We start from the raw sequence: 17,937 nt of genomic DNA, 5'->3' as shown, positions 1-17,937 counted from the left end.
CTGTAGGAGGTGCGCCGCCACCCGGTGTCGACGGCCCGGTCGAAGGCTCGCGCCTCGTAGGGCGCGTGCTGGTCGGGAGGTGCGGGGGCCGACGCCGCGGCGGGCACGGCGACCTCGGCAGCGGGTCCGCCCAGCTCCTGGAGCAGGCCCAGCACCCGCGTGACGTAGGCGTCGTCCTTGACCTGCTGCGTGCCGGGCACCTGGCGCGTGCCGGGGGTGCGGCCGAACAGGAGGCGGTGCAGCCCGCTGGTCGGGGTGCTCGACGTCGGCGCCCACCACGCCACGACCTGCGACTGCGCGCGGGTCAGGGCCACGTAGAGCTTGCGGAGCTCCTCGCCGTCCTCCTCCGTGCGGTGCGCGGCGCAGCGGGCGTCCCACTGCGCGCCGGAGCCGGAGACGTCGATCGTCCGCGTGCCGGTCTCGTCGTGGTAGAGCGCGATCTCGACCGGGCGCGCGTAGTTGTCGTAGCCGAACGGCAGGTACACCACGGGGTACTGCAGGCCCTTGCTGCCGTGCACGGTGACGATCTGCACGGCCGCGGCGTCGGAGTCCAGGCGGCGTGGCCGCTCGGCCGTGCCGGTCCGGCGCCGCTCGTCGCGGAACCAGGCCAGCAGGGCGGTCAGGCCGAGCGACTCGGTGACGCTCACCTCGTGCAGCAGCTGCCCCAGGTGGCGGACGTCGGTCAGCAGCCGCTCGCCCTCGGCCCGGGCCAGCACGCGGCTGCTCAGGCCGCGCTCCTCGGCGGCCTCCAGCAGGGCGGCCACGCCGCGGTGGCGGAGCAGGACCGCCCAGCCGCGCAGGGTGTCGGCGTCGCGGGCGGTCAGGGCCTCCCTGCCCGCGTCACCACCCTCGTCGCCGCCCGCGTCGAGCTCGGCGACCGTGCGGCCGAGGAACGGGGTGAGGGCGGCGGCCCGCACCAGGCCCGAGCGGTGCGGGGACTCCAGCGCCTCCAGCAGCGTCAGCCACTCGTCGGCGGCCGGCGTCTCGAACACGTCGCCGCCGGGCAGGACGGCCGCGACGCCGCGCGCGGCGAGCGCGTCCTGGACGAGCCGGCCGTGCGTCCGCGCCGAGACGAGGACGGCGACGTCGCCGGGCACCAGCGGGCGCCCGTCCCACGTCGCGCCCGAGGCGAGCAGGCGGGCGACGTCGGCGGCGAGGTCCGTCGCGACGTGCTCGCGGGCCGGGGCGGCCTTGACGAGGCCCTTGTACTGGGGCAGCCCGTCCCGCTGCACCTGGCGCAGCCGGAACGGCGCCGGGTGCGGCGCGCCGGCCAGGCGGCTGCCGCCGCCCGCGGCCCCGCCCTCCGCCGTGACCGGGTGCACCACGATCTCGTCGTGGCCGAGCGCCGCGTTGCCCAGCAGCACCCCCAGGGTGTCGACCAGCGGCGCGTCCGAGCGCCAGTTGCTGCCCAGGGTCGCGCGCGTGGTCGCGCCCCGGGCGGCGTCGAGGTAGGCGACGACGTCGCCGCCGCGGAAGGCGTAGATGGCCTGCTTGGGGTCGCCGACCAGCACCGTCGCCCGAGCCCGTTCCGGCTCGTCCTCGTGCGCGCCGCCGAACGCCCGGTCCAGCACCTGCCACTGCACGGGGTCGGTGTCCTGGAACTCGTCGACCAGCACCACCGTCCAGCGTTCGCGCATGCGCGCGCCGACGGCGACGCCGCCGTCGGCCGAGGCCGGGTCCAGGGCGTCGGCGAGCCGGCCGAGCAGGTCGTCGTAGGACAGGATGCCGAGGCGGCGCTTGCGGCGCTCCATCTCGGCGCGCACCTCGTGGGCGAAGGAGACGCGGGCCGAGCCGACGGCGTCGTCCGGGTCCGCGGCGGCGAGCGCGGCGCGCGGGTCCTCGACGGCGGCCGTGGCGACCCGGAGGGCGCAGGACCGGTCGAACGGTGGCGGCTCGGGGTCGCTGCCGTACCGCTGCAGGTAGAGGTCGTCGACCACCTCGACGGTGAGCTCGGTCAGGGACTCGACGAGCTCGGCCCCGGGCTCCGTGTCCCCGGCGACGCCGAGCGAGCGCAGCACGAGCTGGCAGAACTGGTGGATCGTCGCGATGGTGGCGTGGTCGAACGAGGCCAGGGCGTCGGCCAGCCTGCGGTGGCGGAGGGCCCGCTCGGCGTCGTCGACGTCGAGCAGCGCCGCAAGGACGGCGTCCACCGGGCCGGTGTCGCGGCCCGCGAGCGCGGCGGCGAAGGTGCGCTCGGCCCGGAGCAGGGCGCCGCGCACCCGGTCGCGCAGCTCCTGGGTCGCGGCGCGGCCGAAGGTCACCACGAGCATCTGGTCGAGCGGGACCACGCCCTCGGCGACGTAGCGGGTCACGAGCGCGCCGATCGCGAAGGTCTTGCCGGTGCCCGCGCTGGCCTCCAGCAGCGCCGTGCCGCGCGGCAGCGGTCCGGCCAGGTCGAAGACGCCGTCGAAGCCGTCCGTCACGCGCTGAACGTCCCTCACTCGCTGAACCTCTCGCTCTCCAGCAGCGGGCTCCAGACGCGCATCGCGAGCGCGCCGAAGCGGGTGGTCTCCCCCGGGTGCTCCTCGCCGGGACGTGGTTCCTCGTCGGTCCCGGGCAACGGGGCGCCCGGGCCGTGGACCCGCACGTGCTCGGGTTCGGCACACTCGCCGTCGGGGCGGCCGCCCGGCCCGCGCTGCCCGGTCCAGGTCTGCCCGGCCCGGAACCGCGCCTCGGCGGGGTCGGCGCGGCTGCGGCGTGCCTCGGCGTAGAGCGCCGACGCCTTGACCGGCAGGGGCAGGGGCTCGGTGAGCCCGCGGTCGCGCAGTGCGACGAGGTCGCGCAGCAGGTCGACGGCGGTGTGGTCCAGCGGTCCCAGCCGCGACCCCTGCCACGTCCGCCGCGAGCGCGGGTTGGCCGGCCGGCCGAGCGCGTAGCCGACCCAGGGGCGGTCGTCGTCGGACGCCGTGAGGGCCAGCAGCCGGAGCCAGGCCTGCAGCCGCTGCCTGCCGCCGAGCCGGGCGTACGACACCGCGACCGAGCGGTCGCCGTGCACGCCGGGCACGGAGCCGCGCAGGCTGCGCCCGTCGCCCAGGTCGACGTCGACGTCCACGACGCGGGCAGGGCTCGCCCGCAGCCCCGCGGCGGCGTCGGCGAGCGGGCCGATCTCGGCGGCGACGCGGACCAGGGGACGCCAGCCCAGCCGCCCGGGCGGGAGCTGCCCGCGGCGCCACTCCAGCTGCACGGCGTCGTCGAGCGTCGTGCCGTGCAGCACGTCGCGCAGCACCCGCTCCCCCACGGCCCAGCGGCCCAGGCCGTCGAGCTCGACGGGCAGGCCGTCGTCGAGCGGCTCCTCGTGGAAGGGGCGGCCGACGTCGAGGCGCTGGACGAGGAACCCGCGGGCGGGCGAGCGGTAGAACGCGAGCAGGTCGTCGAGCGCGACGACGCCGTGGTCGGCCATCCCTGGCGCGGGCGGCGGCAGCGGGTCGAGCGGCGCGGCGAGGAAGGGCCCGGCGGGGGTGCGCGGGCCGGCGGCGGCGCGGGCCCCGGCGAGGGCCGCGCGGTCGAACGTGAAGGCGGTGCCGGGCACCAGAGCGCCGGGCTCGACGGTGCGCCGGTCGAACGGCTGCAGCGGGTGGCGCACGGTCACGGCGCGGGACACCGGGCGGCCGTCGGGCGTGTGCGCCGTCTCGTCGAGGGCGTCGAGCAGCTCGCCCAGCGGCACCGCGGGCGGGCGTTCCTGGCCCGAGTACTCGTCGGCGCCGCTGTACGTGACCACGAGGGTCTCGGTGGCGGCGAGGACCGCGTCGAGGAAGAGCTGCCGGTCCTCGCTGCGCGGGTCGCGCTCGCCCGTCCTCGGCTCGCGGGCCAGCACGTCGTCGCCGTCGGTGACGCCGACGCGCGGGAAGACGCCGTCGTCGAGACCCAGCAGGGCGATGACGCGGTGCGGCACCGACCGCATCGGGACGAGCGTGGCCACGGTGAGCGTGCCGGTGCGGAAGTTGGCGCGGGTCGGGCGGCCGGCCACTCGGTCGGCGAGCAGGGCGCGCACGTCCGGCAGCCGCAGGGGCACCGCGGGGTCGGGGGCGTCGGCCCGCACGCGGGCCAGCTCGCGCCGCACCTGGGCGAGCTGCCACGCGTCGGTGGCCGGCACGGTGGTGAGCGCCGCGACGCCGTCCTCCAGTGCCGTCAGCCAGTGCTCCAGCGGGTGCCCGCCCACGAGCGCGTCGGTGACGTCCCGGAGCCGCTCCACGAGCTCGGTCAGGCGGCCGGCCAGCTCGACCTGCCCGCTGCCGACGTCGTCCAGCGGCAGGACGCGCTCCAGCCAGGTGCCCGTGTCGTCCGACATCGCGACCCCGGCCAGCAGCCGGTCCAGGCCCTCCTGCCAGGTGCCGGACCCGTAGTCCGCCAGGCCGAAGCCGGCGCGGTGCCCGGCGTCGAATCCCCACCGCACCCCGGTCTCGCGCGCCCAGCGGGCGAGCTGCTCCAGGTCGTCGTCGCGGAAACCGAACCGGCGGCGCACGGGCTCGGCGTGGGCCAGGTCCACGACGTCGCCCACGCCCGCCCGGCCGCCGGCGAGGTCGAGGAGCCGCAGCACGACCGCGAGCAGCGGGTTGGTCCGGTCCAGCGCCCGGTCGGCGAGCCGCACCCGCAGGCCGTGCGCGGGGTGGCCGTTCGGCCCCACGACGTCGGCCAGGCCGAAGGCCGCGGTGACCAGCGGCGCGTAGGTCTCGATGTCGGGGCACATGACGAGCACGTCGCGCGGCTCCAGCGCCGGGTCGTCGGCGAGCAGGCCGAGCAGCACGTCGCGCAGCACCTCGACCTGCCGGGCCGGGCCGTGGCAGGCGTGCACCTGGACCGAGCGGTCGGCGGGGTCCAGGAGGCGGGCGCCGGCGTCGCCCACGGCGTCGGCCCGCAGGTCGTGCTGCAGCATCCGCAGCAGGGTCTCCGGCTTTTCCTCCTGGCTGGCGGCGGCGCCGTCGTCCGCCGCGGCGACCGGTTCGTCGCGCAGCTCGATCGCCGACAGGGTGCGCTGCAGCTCGCGGGTGTCGCGGCCGAGCGTGGCCAGGAGCCGGTGCCCGACGCGCTCGTGAGACCGGTCCTGCGCACGGTCGACGGGGCCGCCGAGGTCCTTGAGCGCCGACCACAGCGGCGCGGAGGGGTGCGGCAGCCACAGGTGCACGTCGCGGTGCGCGCCGAGCGCGCCGACCAGGTCCACCTCGCTCGCGGCCAGGCGCGTGTGGCCGAACAGGGACAGGCGCGGGGGCAGGTCGAAGCCGCCGGGCTCGGCACGCAGCCGCTCGACGACGGCGGCGTGCCGCACGTGCGGCGGCTCGGCGTCGACCCGCTCGGCCAGGGCGCGCCACAGCGACGGCTGCCACGCGAGGTCGGCCGGGACCGCGCGCCCGCGCCCGTCGGTGTCGCGTCCGGCGGCCCAGTCCGCGACGAGCGCCGGGCGCTGAGCGGCGTAGCCCGCCAGGAGCCGCGCGAGCCGGCGGGCGACGGACAGCCGGCGGCCGCGCCGCAGGTCGCCCTCCTCGCCCGGCATCCCGTGCCCGAGGTGCTGGGCGAGCAGCGCCGCCCACGGCTCCTCCAGGCTCGCGTCGATCGCCGCCAGCAGCGGCCAGGTCAGCGCGTCCGGCGCCCACGGGTCGTCGTCGCGCGTGCCCGTGACCTCGGCGAACAGCGAGCCGGGCGAGCGCAGGTCCACGCCGGCGCACACGCCGTCGTCCTGCCCGGGGGCGGCCCCGAGCCGGTGGCTGAGGCGCTGCGCGAGCCACCGCTCGACGCCCCGGGCGGGCACCACCACGACCTCGGTCGCGAACGGGTCCGCCAAGGGTGTGGCCAGCAGGTCCCCCAGCGCCTCCGCGAGCAGGTCCGTGCGCGGAGCACGATGCAGGACGACCGCCATCACGCCAACGTATCGTGCAGCCGGGCGGGACGTGCCGCCCGCGCGTGGTGGGGCGCCCTACTGCGACGCGTCGCCACCGGCCGCGGCCTCGGCGACGGCGCCTCCGACCGAGGCGATCGCGGCCACCACGATCGCCTGGTCGACCTCCGCCGCGCCCCAGGTGCCCTCCCGCAGCTCACGGGCTCGCTCGGTCACCGCGCGCGACCGGCGGATCGCCGGGTGGAGCTCACGCAGCGTGCCGCTCGCGGAGAGTGCCGCCGTCAGGGCGGCGGTGCGCGGGTCGGGCGTCACGCCGTCCTCGAGCACGGCCCGCACCCGCTCCAGCAGCGCCGCCTCGTACGGGAGGTCCTGCGCGGGCGTCCTGGTCACCGGGATGAGACCGAGCACCTTGGACCGTTCCCGGCGCAGCATCCCCCGCTCGACGAGGCGGTCGCGCACCTGCGGCTCCAGGTCGAGACCGAGGTCGAGGAGGACCGTGTGCACGTGCCTGGGACGCTTCGCCACCTGCGCCGCCGCCGCGTCCAGCAGCGAGTCGCCGAGCGGCTCGCCCGCGACGGCGTGCACCCGCTTCCTGCCGTCGAGCTCGACGCGGCCCAGCAGCGCGAGCTCGATGAGCACGGCCCCGCCCAGCGTGTAGTGCAGGTTGGCCTCGCCCCGGACGGTCCCCGACCTGTCGTCGAGCAGGAGCAGCAGCAGGTCCTCGACGATCAGCGGCTCGGGGCGCAGCTCGTGGTGCTTCGGTGGGCGCATCGGTCTCTCCTCGGCAGTGCGGACGGTCCGGGCGGCGTCGTGCCTGGCCCCATGACAGTCCGTGCCCCTGGGGCAGGGTCAATCGCCCCGGGTCGGGTGCCTCGTCGCTACCGGCCGTCACAGCGAGCTAGCTCCCGGTCCGCTCCACGCGGTCGAAGCCGGCGGTCTCCCGAGGGTCACCGACGGTGCCCGAGGGGTCGGTGTCCAGCGGGACGACCTCGCCGTCGCGCCGCAGCCCCCAGGCCACCAGCGGCGCGCGCACCTCGGCCTTCTCGTCCTTGTAGACGGCCACCCAGCCGTCGGCGGGGATGAGCTGCACGATCTGCTCGTCGTCGAGGTTCTCCAGCGTCTCGGTCATGGTCGGAACGCTATCGGATCAGGCGACCCGAGTCCCAGGTCAAGCACCATTTCGCTACCGGCCGTCCAGCCGTTCGACCACCGTGTCGAGCGTCGGCCAGGGAGCACCCGCGCGCAGCACCCGCAGCAGCTCCACGCCGAACAGCCTCCCCCGCGGGAACTGGTCGTCGGCGTCCCACCGCCACGCGGCGACCATCGCGAGCACGAGCTGCCGGCACTCGTCCAGCAGCTCCTGGTCGACGCCCGGGTAGTGGGCGCAGACCGTCTCGGGAACGTGGGCGAGATCGAACTCGACGGGTCCGCGGCAGCACGTCTCCAGGTCGATGAACAACGGCCCGCTGGTCGTGCTGAGCACGTTGCCCGGGTGCGGCTCGCCGTGGCGCAGCTGCTCCACGGCGCCGCGGTCCTCGATCGCCCGCCGCAGGTCCGCCAGCCTCCCGCCGAGGAACCCTCGGTCCGCGTCGGCGAGGTCCGGCGAGCGGTCCGGGTCGGCGACGATCTCCTCCGCCTCCGTGACCCGGTCCGTGAACCGCGGGCTCGGCGGGTCGACCGTGCGCATGCCGGCGTGCAGCTCCTCCAGCGCCTTGGCGACGTCGACCGGTGCGACGCCGGGCGTCACCGGTTCGTAGTAGGTCCACAGCGTCACGGCGAAACCGTCGCGGACGTACACCCGCGGGGGCACGCGGGACTCCAACGGGGCCACCGGGGATCCGGCCTCGACGAGCCGCTGCGCGAGGTCGATCTCGAACTGCGCGACCTCTTGTCCCACCGGGGCGACCCGGGCGAAGACGTCGCAGGGCGTCAACCGCAGCGCCAGCTTGTTCGAGTTGTGCAGCACGACGGCGTCGTCGGCCCGCAGATCGAGGGATGCGGCGATGGAGGTCGCAGCAGCGATGGCACGCGTGACGTCGGTCATCTCCACCGTCGCATCCTGGCACGGGCGGGCAAGGGCAATTCGGACCTGGACCTGGGGACACGCATCGGGTAGTGGCGCTCTCTGGACGCGCTACCGTCCAGCCATGACCGGACCGCAGCTCTTCGCGCTCGCCATCTCGATCATGGCCGTCATCATGGGAATCGGCTGGTTCACGCTCGCAAAGAAGTTCGCGGACACCGCCGAGCGAGGGCCCGAGTGGCTGTGGGTCCAGCACAGCCACCGATTCAACTTCCTGGGCTCGCGCGTTGCCGGCATCGTGATGGTCGTTGTCGGCTTCCTGATCGGGATCCTTGCGCTGACAGGCGTACTGGCCTAGCGGCGTACCGCGACCCCGTGCCTGCCCGCGCAGATCACCCCGCCGCACCTCCTCTTCACCCGCCAACCACCCTGCATGACACCAGGTCGGCTGCAACGATTGTCCGGTTCTGGACGCCGTTGTGAGGGGAGACGCACGTGACCGGGTACGCCGTCGTGGATGTGGAAACCACCGGGTTGTTCCCGGGCGGACACGACCGGATCGCAGAGATCGCCATCGTCCAGGTCGACTCGGACGGCCAGATCGAGGACACCTGGGCCACGCTCGTCAATCCGGGACGAGATCTCGGTCCGCAGCAGATCCACGGGATCAACGCCTCCGACACTCGCCACGCGCCGACGTTCAACGACATCGCCGGTATGGTCGCCGAGCTGCTGCGCGGACGCACCTTCGTGGCGCACAACGCGCAGTTCGATCGTCGGTTCGTCTGGCACGCGTTCGCCGCGACCGGGTATGACGTCCCGCTCATCGCACCGACCACCCTGTGCACGATGCGCACCGGCGCTCAGCTCTTCCCCACCGCGCCGCGTTCCCTGGCTGGCGCGTGCTTCCATCACGGAGTCACTCTCGACTCGGCGCACGAGGCCCTCTCCGACGCCCGCGCGGCGGCAGAACTGCTGCGAATCTACCTGGCCGGCGGCGCCCGCCACGCCGTGCCCGGCTGGGACGACGTCGTCGAACTCGCCGCAACCACGCCCTGGCCGCTCATCCCTGCCACTGGGGCTACGCCCGTGCGGCGTGGCGTCGCGACCGAGCGCGACACCCACTTCCTCGCCCGGCTCGCTGCGGCTCGCACGCTGCCCATCACCACGTGGGAGAAGGAGGAGTACCTCGAGCTGGTCGACCGGGCGCTGCTGGACAGGCACATCTCGGCACGCGAGCACGACCAGCTCGCCGAGTTCTGCGTGCAGCTCAAGATCGGTCGCGAGGAAGCCGGCGCACTGCATCGCGAGTATCTCTCCGGGCTGGCGGCCGTGGCCTGGGCCGACGGCGTACTCGATCCGGCCGAGGTAGCCGACTTCCTGGCTGTAGCCGGCATGCTGGGGGTGACCGTGGCAGACGCCCGGCAAATCCTGGAGTCACCGATGCTCACAGGTTCGGAGACCACGAGCGGCAGGGCCGTTACCGTCGACAACGGATCCAGCGCTATGTCGAGCCGCTTCACGCTCAATCCGGGCGACCTGGTCGTCTTCACCGGCTCGATGGACGAGCCACGAGACGTGTGGGAGCGCCGGGCCGGTGCGGCCGGTCTCGTCCCGCATCCGGCGGTCACCAAGAAGGTGCGCCTGGTCGTCGCCGCCGACCCCGACTCGATGTCAGGCAAGGCCCGCAAGGCCGAGTCCTACGGCATCCCCGTGGTCAGTGAGATCGGATTCGCACGGATCCTCGACGACGTCGCGCGTTCCACGGCAGTGGGTGCGAGGACTGCCGGATAGCGGCCGAGCGACGTCGGGCGGCGGCCACGGCTCCTCGCCGTAGCCGGGCCCCTCGTCGCTCGGGCGCTGATCTTGGGCCGAACTGGGGATGGACAGGGACGGGCACTGCCCGCCGCTGAGGCATGCTGTACCCATGCCCAAGACCCTGCCCACCGGCCCCACCGTGATCACCGACGACAGCGAGGTGCGCTTCGTCTCCGGGGCCGACCAGTTCGCCCTCAAGCTCAAGGACGGGCACCTGCACGTGCGCGCGATCGACACCGACGGCGGTGAGGCGCAGGTCGTCGTGATCCCGACGTCGCGCAACACCCTCAACCTGGAGATCAAGCACCCGGGTGCCCACGGCCCCGTGGCCGTGGAAGGGCCGACGCTGCGCTGAGCGCACGGGCCCACGGCCCGCCGGACGGGGCGCTCCCCGGACCGTCCGGCCACATCGAAATCGTTACGACACACGCCCGACACAGCAACGGCTCCCAGGCCTGTCAGCGTCTGCAGCGACTGCTTGACCCTCCGTACCGCTGCGGAATCACTGGGAGATCGTTGTGAGAGCAAGAAGACTGGTCGTCGCGGCCACTGCCGCCGCGCTCGTCGTGGGCGCCCTGCCCACGGCAGCCGTTGGCTCCGCGCCGCCGGCCGTGGCCGCCACCCCTGAGGCACCGCCGTCGGCGCCGGACGTCCCCGACGTCCCGGACACCGACGTCGTCCTCGTCACCGGTGACCGGGTCACCACCAGCACCGCCGACGACGGCACGCCGACCGTCGGGTTCGAGGCCGCGCCGCGGCCCGACGGCCGCCCGGTCAGCTACGCCGCCTTCGGCGACGCGGCTGGCCACTACTTCGTCGTCCCGTCCGACGTCGCCGACCTGGTGCCGGCGAAGCTGGACCTCCGGCTGTTCGACGTCACCGCCCTGGAGGCGGCGCAGGACACGGCACAGAACACAGGCGCGGACACCGGCCTGCCGGTGATCGTGCAGACCACGACCGCCCGCGCGGCCCGGTCCGCGGAGCCGACCTGGGAGAAGCTCGACCTCGACGTCGACCGGACCCTGGAGTCGATCGACGCTGTCGCGGGCGACGTCCCGGCGGACGGCGCCCGCCCGCTCGTGGACGCCGCCGAGGACGGCCGCACCGTGAGCAAGGTGTGGCTGGACGCCCCGCTGGAGGTGTCCGACGCCGACTCCACGCCCCAGATCGGCGCGACCGACGCCTGGGACCTCGGCATCGACGGCACCGGCGTGACCGTCGCGGTCCTGGACTCCGGCATCGACACCACCCACCCCGACCTGGACCAGGGCACCGTGGCCCTCGAACGGGACTTCACCGGCTCGGGCAGCACGCACGACGCCCTCGGCCACGGCACGCACGTCGCCTCGATCATCGCGGGCAGCGGTGAGGCGTCCGACGGCGAGAACCGCGGCGTCGCGCCCGGCGCCCGGCTGCTGAACGGCCGCGTCCTGAACGACGACGGCGAGGGCGACGAGTCCTGGGCTATCGACGCCATGGAGTGGGCGGCCTCGAACGGCGCGGACGTCATCAACATGAGCCTGGGCGTGCGGGGCGCGTACACCGACGGCACCGACCCCGCGGCCCTCTCCGTCGACTCGATCTCGGAGCGCTACGACACCCTCGTCACCATCGCGGCCGGCAACGAGGGCAACTGGGGCACCCCGTTCACGGTCACCACGCCCGGCACCGCGGACAGCGCCCTGACGGTCGGCGCGGTGACGGACTCCGACGACATCGCGTACTTCTCCTCGATGGGGCCGCGGTTCGGCGACTACGCGATCAAGCCCGACATCGCGGCGCCCGGTGACGGGATCGTCGCCGCCCGCGCCGCCGGTACGAACCCCGACGTGCCGGTCGGCGACCACTACGCCGCCATGTCCGGCACGTCGATGGCCACCCCGCACGTGGCCGGGGCGGCCGCGCTGCTCAAGCAGGCCCGGCCGGACCTGGACGGCGAGGCCCTGAAGTCGGTGCTCATGGGCTCGGCCCAGCCGGCGGGGAACTCGGTGTTCGCCGAGGGCGCGGGCCGCGCCTGGGTGCCCGGCGCGATCGGGGAGGCGGTCTACGCGACGCCGGCCTCGCTCTCGTTCGGGCTGTTCGACTCGCCCCGTGCCGAGCAGACGCCGCGCACGCAGACCGTCACGTACACGAACGACTCCGGCACCGCCGTCGACGTGGACCTCGCCCTCTCGGTCAACGCGGGCGACGGCGTGGCCGTCCCCGCGGGCGTGGCGTCCCTGTCCACGGACACCCTGACGATCCCCGCCCACGGCTCCGCGACCGCGGACGTGACCATCGACCCGCGCTCCGACGAGCCCGACGTCTTCGCCGGGGTGCTCCGCGCGACCGGGGCCGGGTTCCCCGCCGTGCGGACCGTGCTCGCGTTCCAGAGCGACCCGGACATGTACACGCTGCGCATCGAGGCGAGCCGCCTCGGCGGCCAGCCGGCCGCCAACCCGGACGCGGGTTGGGTCCACGGCATCGACGACCCCGCCGTGAACCAGTGGTTCCAGTTCACCGACGGCGTCGCCGAGGTGCGCCTGCCCGCCGGCCGCTACGCGGTCCAGGGTCAGCTCTTCGACGCGGTGTCGCCGTCGGCCGCCTTCTTCGACGGCGTCGTCAGCTTCACGCGCGACGCCGACCTGACGGCCGGTGACGCCACGCTCACGCTGGACGGCAGCACAGCGGTGCCGGTGCGCATGGAGACGCCGAAGAAGGTGGCGCCGCGCGCCCTGGCCTCGGACCTGGTCCGCGACCTGCCGGGCCGGAGCGGCCCGGTGACCACGGGAACGTCGTTCAGCACCGGCGACTACACCGGCGGCATGGACCTCGCCGCGTACGTGCTGCGCGACGGCGGCCCGCTCGCGGGCGAGACCACGGTGACGTCCCGGTACCTGCTGGACCAGCCGCTGCTCGACGTCGCCGCCGTGGGCAAGGGCAGGACGCTCGACGTGTCGCGCGAGCTGGGCAATGCGGTCCGGTCCCCGCGGTACGCGGGCCGGATGTCGGCGCGGCTCGTGGACGCCGGGACCGGTACCCCGGAGGAGCTGGCCACCGTCCACGCGGACGGCGCCGTCGTGCTGGTCGAGGACACCGGCGACCTCACGCTCAACCCGCAGTCGCAGGCCGCGGCGGACGCCGGGGCCGTGGCGGTGATCGTGTACGGGTCCACCCCGGGCCCGTTCTACCACCAGGTGGACAACCGCACGATCAACACCATGAGCGACCAGGCCGTGCCGACGCTGACGCTGAAGCGCGACCTCGGGCTGAAGCTCGTCGAGGCCGCCCACCGCGGCGCGACGCTGCGGGGCACGGGCCGCGCGACGCCGTCGTACCAGTACGCGCTGGGCTACAGCGAGCAGGGACGGACGCTCCCCCGCTCGCTCACCTACCGACCCTCGGCCAAGGACCTCGCGGCGGTCGAGACCGAGCTGCGATCGTTCAAGCCGTTCGCGGCGGGGCTCCGCAACGCCGAGCGCCTCACCATCACGAGCGGCAGCACGATGAGCGGCTGGCAGCAGTCGTGGACCACCGGCGCGGTGAGCGGGCGGACGGTCTACTACTCGACCGAGCCGGGCGTGCAGTTCCAGCGCGGCTCCACCGCCGCCCAGGGCCTGAACGCCTGGCCGGCGTGGATCGACGGTGAGGCGGTGACCTACCAGCCCGGGAAGCAGCCGAAGGAGACCTACAACGGCCAGGTGAACCACGGCGGGTTCTGGGCGTCCCCGACCGTCCCGCAGGACGCCGCGGTCTACCGCGACGGCAGCACCCTCGGGATCAACCTGCCCTACCGGGTCGACGGCGAGGGCCACACCCAGGAGTGGGGTCCGGACGAGGCCTCCACGGGCCGGTTCCGGGTCTGGCGGGGCGACGACCTGCTGACGGACGACACGTTCGGCACGTACGCGACGCCGGACGTCGGCACCGGCAAGGAGCGGTTCCGCATCGGGCTGGAGACGCACCGCAACACCCCGTGGTGGCCGCTGTCGACAGACGTCACGACCGAGTGGGGCTTCGTCCCGGGCAGCAGCAAGAAGCCGGAGGTGCTGCCGCTCCTCCAGCTCGACTACGGCGTGCAGGGGCTGGACTCGTACAACACGGCGAGCCGGCGTTCCACGGAGCTGGACCTCCGGGTCTCGCACCAGGACGGCGCCGTCGGCGCCGCACCCGTCACGAGCCTCAAGCTGTGGTCCTCCACGGACGGCGGCGAGCACTGGACGCCGGTGCGCGTGACCCGGGCGTCGGGGCACGGCCCGGGCCATGCCACGGCCGGTGCCTACAGCGCCACGGTCACGGCCCCGCCGGGGTCGACGACGGTCTCGCTGCGCTCCGAGGCACGGGACGCGGCGGGAGCCACCTTCTCCGAGACGGTGATCGACGCGTTCGCGGTGAACGCCCGCCACTGAGCGGCCCGGCCTGATAGGCCAGGACCGGTAGGACACGAAGGTCCCCGCCCTGCGGCGGGGGCCTTCGTGCTTCCCGGACGGCCGCCGACCGTCCCCGCTAGGTGCCCGCCGCGGCGTCCGCGCGGCGGCCGGCGAGGTACCTCGCCTTCTTCTCGCGGTTCCCGCACGTGCCCATGTCGCACCATCGGCGCGACCGGCTCTGGCTGGTGTCGAAGAAGGCGGCCCGGCAGGTCGGCGAGGCGCACAGCGCCAGCCTGCCGTCCCGCTCCCCCGCGAGGACGCCGATCGCGTCGGCGGCGATGACCCCGAGGGCGTCGTCGACGGCGGACGCCGACCGCAGCCGCCACTGCCGGTCGTTCTCGGGCGTCAGCACGGCCGCCGCTCCGCCCCGGGTGCTGAAGTCGTTGATGACCCGGACCGCCGCGGCCGGGAGCGGGTCCTGGCGTGCCGCAGCCGTCGCGGCCGCGTGGATCGCCTCCCGCAGCTCCCGTGCGCGGTCGAGCTGGGCGGTGGTGCACGACGCCACGGCCAGGCCGCTCACCGCCAGCCAGTCGGCCAGCCGGCCGGGCGTCGGGATGCGCTCCACGGGGTCGCCGTGCCGCTCCGACAGGGTCCCCGTGAAGCTCGTCGCGAGGACCTTGCCGAGGCGGAAGTCCGGGAACCGAGGGCTCATGGAACCACCTTAGCCGGTTGCGTCTCGTCGTCGGCCGCTGCTAGAACCGTCTTAGCCGGTTCTGCTGTCGCCGAGCCGGCGCCACCGACGAGGAGGTCTCATGAACCAGCCCAGCGACGTGCAGCCGTTCGAACCGCGCGCGACCGACGCCGAGCTCAACGACCTGCGGGCCCGGCTGGCCGCGGCCCGGCTGCCGGAGGCCGAGACGGTCCGCGCCGCGCCGTCGTCCCGCAGATGGGACCAGGGTGTTCCCCTCGCCGACCTCGTGGACCTCGTCGACCACTGGCGCACCGGGTACGACTGGCGGCGCTTCGAGGCGCGCCTCGACCAGATCGGCCAGTTCCGCACGACGATCGACGGCCTGGGCATCCACTTCCTGCACCGGCGTTCCCCGCGGGCCGACGCCACGCCGCTGGTGCTGACCCACGGCTGGCCCGGCAGCATCGCCGAGTTCACCCACGTCGTCGACGAGCTGACCGACCCGGGCAGCGCGGACGCGCCGGCGTTCCACGTCGTCGTACCGTCGCTGCCGGGCTTCGGCTACAGCGACCGGCCGGCCACCACTGCGTGGGGCATCGAGAAGATCGCCGCCGCGTGGGTGGAGCTGATGCGGCGGCTGGGCTACGACCGGTTCCTGGCGCACGGCGGCGACTGGGGCGGCGTGATCACGACGATCCTCGGCGGCAGGTTCCCGGAGCAGGTGATCGGCATCCACACGACGGTCGCGCAGCCGCCGCCCGGGCTGTCGACGGACGGGCTGACGCCGGCCGAGCGCGCCTGGGTCGAGGACTCGCGCGACTTCTGGGGCCGCCGCGCGGCGTACGCGAAGCAGCAGGCGACCCGGCCGCAGACCATCGGCTACTCGCTCGTCGACTCACCCGTGGGGCTGCTCGCCTGGATCCTGGACAAGTTCGCCGAGTGGTCGGACACGCAGGACAGCCCGTTCGAGACGATCCCCGTCGACAGCGTGCTGGACGACGTCACCCTCTACTGGCTGACGGCGACCGGCGCGTCGTCGGCCCGCATCTACGCCGAGAGCCACGCCGCGCTCGACCCCGACCTCCGGGTCGACGTCCCGTCGGCGATCACCACCTACCCGCGCGACATCGAACGGTGGCCGCGCCCCTGGGCGCAGGAACGGTTCCGCCAGATCGTGCGGTGGACCGTGCCGGAGGCCGGAGGGCACTTCCCGTCGCTGGAGGTTCCCGGGTACTTCGTCCAGGACCTGCGGGCGGGTCTCGCGGCGGTGCTGGCCGCGCGCGGTCTGTCGGGGTGACGACCATGACTGCGCCGGGGGCTGGTCATCGTGTGCCTTCTGCCCAGAAGGCCGGGGCCACCTCCTCGGTGGCGTCTGCCGGCAGCGTCCAGCCCTTCCCGAGGAGCCGGGCGCGCTCGTCGAACGTGACGGCGACGTCGTTCGGGTCGGCCGGTTCCGGAGCCGCGTCGTCGGGGTACACGGTGTCGACCCGCCAGTCCCCGTCGTCCCAGCGCAGGGCGCTGGCCTGCAGCGACCATCGGATGTCGACCTCCGCGACGTCCTGTGTTCCACCGACGCCGCTCAGGCACGGCGACCAGGTCGTGACCACCACTTCGGTGGGCAATTGAGCGGGCTCGCCCGGGCCGGGCGAGACGACGCTGTTGCTCACCACCGAGGCGACCCGGTACGCACCTAGCTCGTAGGCGCACACGGCGAACGCGGTCCGGGTCGGATCAAGGCTCCCGTCCCCGCGTTCGGCGACCCCTGCCTCGTTCACGCCCAGCCGCTCCTGCGCCTCCAGGGCGGCCTGGTCGGACAGACCGCTCGCGAGGAGCCCCTCGTCGGTGAAGATCCGGTAGGCGATCTCCGCCCGCTCCTGCGACGTCCGGAACAGTGCGGCGTCGGCCGCGTTGCGGTAGGTCATCATCGCCGAGACCGCGCCGTCGACACTCTGCGGAAAGCCGGCGGGAATCCCGGCGACCTCCTCGGTCGCGCCGGCATCCTGCGCGGCGTCGCCCACGGGCAGGGCCCGGACGTCGCCGCCTCCGAAGGTCAGGTCGGACCGGTCCTCACCCGGGAGGCCCAGCAGGCTCACGACCGCGGCGATCAACAGGAAACCGACCAGCCCGCCCGTGATCCAGTTCCCCAGGTGCCGGTCGCGCCGCACCTGGGGATCGTCCTCGGGCGACGCGACCCAATCCGCGGATGTAGGTCCGCGGCGTGTCGTGTCGTCGTCGTACAGAACCGGCATCGAGCTCCCCCTCGTCGAGGCCTGGTGGGACCACACGTTCGTGAGCATGCCTCAGAGCCGGCAGCAGACGCAGCAAAATTCCAGCTCACGGGTCGTGGCAGCCCTGCGATCCGACGCACGAGCTCCCCGAGGGTTCGGCGGCGTGCTCGTCACCATCCGGGAATCCCCAGGTCCGCCGGCCGCACCACCGTCCCCGTTGCCGCGGCCCGCTGGATCGCGCACAGCAGCCGGACCGTCTCCAGCGCGTCGTCGACGCCGACGGGCACCGGCGCTGACGTCTCCAGCGCGTCGAGGATCCGGGTCCACTGGGCCAGGTGTCCCGCGTGCCCGATCGCGAGCGGTGCGGCCGCGCCGCTCGCGGTCCGGCCCGGCTGCGGCTCCGGCACCCCCGGCACCTCCCAGCGGCGCACCTCCCCCTGGCCGAGCTCGGCCGAGCCCCGGGAGCCGAACAGGGCGATCGTCGCGGGGAACCCGGGCGGCGTCGCCGTCGTCGTGGTCACCACACCGAGCGCCCCCGAGGCGAACCGGAGGGTCGCCACGGTCGTGTCCTCGGCCTCGATCGCGTGCGCGAGGGTGCCGGACTGCGCCGTCACCGACTCGACCGGGCCGCACAGCCAGCGCAGCAGGTCGACGTTGTGCACGCCCTGGTTCATCAGCGACCCGCCGCCCTGCGCCGTCGTGGACCGCCAGCCCGCCGCGCGGTAGTAGGCGTCGTCGCGGTGCCAGTGCACGTGCGTCGTCGCGAGCCGCAGCTCGCCGAGCGCGCCGTCGTCGAGGGCCCGCTTGAGCGCGACGTGCTCGGCCTCCAGGCGGCGCTGGGAGATCATCGAGACCGTCAGCCCGCGCTCGCGCGCCGCGTCCGCGACGCGCAGCGCGTCACGGACGTCGAGCGCGAGCGGCTTTTCGACGACGACGTGCCGGCCGGCCTCCAGCGCCGCCAAGGCGAGCGCCGCGTGCGTACCGCTCGGGGTACAGAT

At 74.5% G+C, this 17,937-nt stretch carries 13 protein-coding genes; 5 read left to right on the top strand and 8 right to left on the bottom strand.

All coding sequences use genetic code 11. The annotated features are described in order from the left end of the window. From ACFWEJ_RS16355 to ACFWEJ_RS16335, 5 genes are all read right to left on the bottom strand, one after another. Nucleotides 1–2,441 (bottom strand): UvrD-helicase domain-containing protein (locus tag ACFWEJ_RS16355; RefSeq protein WP_377230265.1); only part of this gene is annotated, 2,441 nt, incomplete at its 3' end. Next, a complete protein-coding gene (recC, locus tag ACFWEJ_RS16350) occupies nt 2,438–5,851 on the bottom strand; it encodes an exodeoxyribonuclease V subunit gamma (RefSeq protein ID WP_377230264.1) in 3,414 nt (1,137 codons plus the stop codon). The genes ACFWEJ_RS16355 and recC, both read right to left, overlap by 4 nt. A gap of 57 nt (nt 5,852–5,908) precedes the next feature. Next, on the bottom strand, nt 5,909–6,601 hold the full coding sequence (locus ACFWEJ_RS16345) for a GPP34 family phosphoprotein (protein WP_377230263.1): 693 nt from the start codon (nt 6,599–6,601) through the stop codon (nt 5,909–5,911). A gap of 127 nt (nt 6,602–6,728) precedes the next feature. Beyond that, the gene (locus tag ACFWEJ_RS16340; RefSeq protein ID WP_377230262.1) at nt 6,729–6,959 is read right to left on the bottom strand and encodes a hypothetical protein; all 231 of its coding nucleotides are present in this window, start codon (nt 6,957–6,959) and stop codon (nt 6,729–6,731) included. Nucleotides 6,960–7,013: 54 nt separating this feature from the next. Next, nucleotides 7,014–7,874, bottom strand: coding sequence for a phosphotransferase (locus ACFWEJ_RS16335; RefSeq protein ID WP_377230266.1), 861 nt, complete (start codon nt 7,872–7,874; stop codon nt 7,014–7,016). 103 nt (nt 7,875–7,977) lie between these two features. Between ACFWEJ_RS16335 and ACFWEJ_RS16330 the strand changes: the two genes are divergently transcribed. The 4 genes from ACFWEJ_RS16330 to ACFWEJ_RS16315 all read left to right on the top strand — a co-directional run bounded on the left by ACFWEJ_RS16330 (nt 7,978) and on the right by ACFWEJ_RS16315 (nt 14,059). Continuing rightward, complete coding sequence (locus ACFWEJ_RS16330; protein ID WP_377230261.1) at nt 7,978–8,211, top strand: hypothetical protein; 234 nt, start codon at nt 7,978–7,980, stop codon at nt 8,209–8,211. A 137-nt stretch (nt 8,212–8,348) separates the two neighbouring features. Continuing rightward, a complete protein-coding gene (locus ACFWEJ_RS16325; protein WP_377230260.1) occupies nt 8,349–9,647 on the top strand; it encodes an exonuclease domain-containing protein in 1,299 nt (432 codons plus the stop codon). 133 nt (nt 9,648–9,780) lie between these two features. Next, entirely contained in the window at nt 9,781–10,026 is a 246-nt protein-coding gene (locus tag ACFWEJ_RS16320) for a hypothetical protein (protein ID WP_377230259.1), read from the top strand. A gap of 163 nt (nt 10,027–10,189) precedes the next feature. Then, complete coding sequence (locus tag ACFWEJ_RS16315) at nt 10,190–14,059, top strand: S8 family peptidase (RefSeq protein ID WP_377230258.1); 3,870 nt, start codon at nt 10,190–10,192, stop codon at nt 14,057–14,059. A 97-nt stretch (nt 14,060–14,156) separates the two neighbouring features. Here ACFWEJ_RS16315 and ACFWEJ_RS16310 read toward each other — a convergent pair whose 3' ends face one another. Next, nucleotides 14,157–14,732 (bottom strand): CGNR zinc finger domain-containing protein, encoded by a 576-nt coding sequence (locus tag ACFWEJ_RS16310; protein WP_377230257.1) that lies wholly within the window; start codon nt 14,730–14,732, stop codon nt 14,157–14,159. Nucleotides 14,733–14,832: 100 nt separating this feature from the next. On the opposite strand from ACFWEJ_RS16310, the gene ACFWEJ_RS16305 reads away from it, so the two are divergent. After that, complete coding sequence (locus ACFWEJ_RS16305; protein ID WP_377230256.1) at nt 14,833–16,008, top strand: epoxide hydrolase family protein; 1,176 nt, start codon at nt 14,833–14,835, stop codon at nt 16,006–16,008. A 25-nt stretch (nt 16,009–16,033) separates the two neighbouring features. Here ACFWEJ_RS16305 and ACFWEJ_RS16300 read toward each other — a convergent pair whose 3' ends face one another. After that, nucleotides 16,034–16,876, bottom strand: coding sequence for a hypothetical protein (locus tag ACFWEJ_RS16300; protein ID WP_377230255.1), 843 nt, complete (start codon nt 16,874–16,876; stop codon nt 16,034–16,036). A 233-nt stretch (nt 16,877–17,109) separates the two neighbouring features. Then, the coding region (locus ACFWEJ_RS16295) for a Gfo/Idh/MocA family protein (RefSeq protein ID WP_377230254.1) at nt 17,110–17,937 on the bottom strand (828 nt) is incomplete at its 5' end.

It is taken from the genome of Promicromonospora sp. NPDC060204 (assembly GCF_042728455.1).
GTDB lineage: Bacteria > Actinomycetota > Actinomycetes > Actinomycetales > Cellulomonadaceae > Promicromonospora.
The sequence above is the reverse complement of the archived record's forward strand: the minus strand, read 5'-3'. Positions and strand labels throughout refer to the sequence as shown.

Bases quoted from the DNA above. Each gene is read 5' to 3' on its own strand.
- ACFWEJ_RS16320 (WP_377230259.1), top strand. From the start codon at position 9,781: ATGCCCAAGACCCTGCCCACCGGCCCCACCGTGATCACCGACGACAGC.
- ACFWEJ_RS16305 (WP_377230256.1), top strand. From the start codon at position 14,833: ATGAACCAGCCCAGCGACGTGCAGCCGTTCGAACCGCGCGCGACCGAC.
- ACFWEJ_RS16345 (WP_377230263.1), bottom strand. From the start codon at position 6,601: ATGCGCCCACCGAAGCACCACGAGCTGCGCCCCGAGCCGCTGATCGTC.
- ACFWEJ_RS16330 (WP_377230261.1), top strand. From the start codon at position 7,978: ATGACCGGACCGCAGCTCTTCGCGCTCGCCATCTCGATCATGGCCGTC.
- ACFWEJ_RS16335 (WP_377230266.1), bottom strand. From the start codon at position 7,874: ATGACCGACGTCACGCGTGCCATCGCTGCTGCGACCTCCATCGCCGCA.
- ACFWEJ_RS16310 (WP_377230257.1), bottom strand. From the start codon at position 14,732: ATGAGCCCTCGGTTCCCGGACTTCCGCCTCGGCAAGGTCCTCGCGACG.
- recC (WP_377230264.1), bottom strand. From the start codon at position 5,851: ATGGCGGTCGTCCTGCATCGTGCTCCGCGCACGGACCTGCTCGCGGAG.
- ACFWEJ_RS16340 (WP_377230262.1), bottom strand. From the start codon at position 6,959: ATGACCGAGACGCTGGAGAACCTCGACGACGAGCAGATCGTGCAGCTC.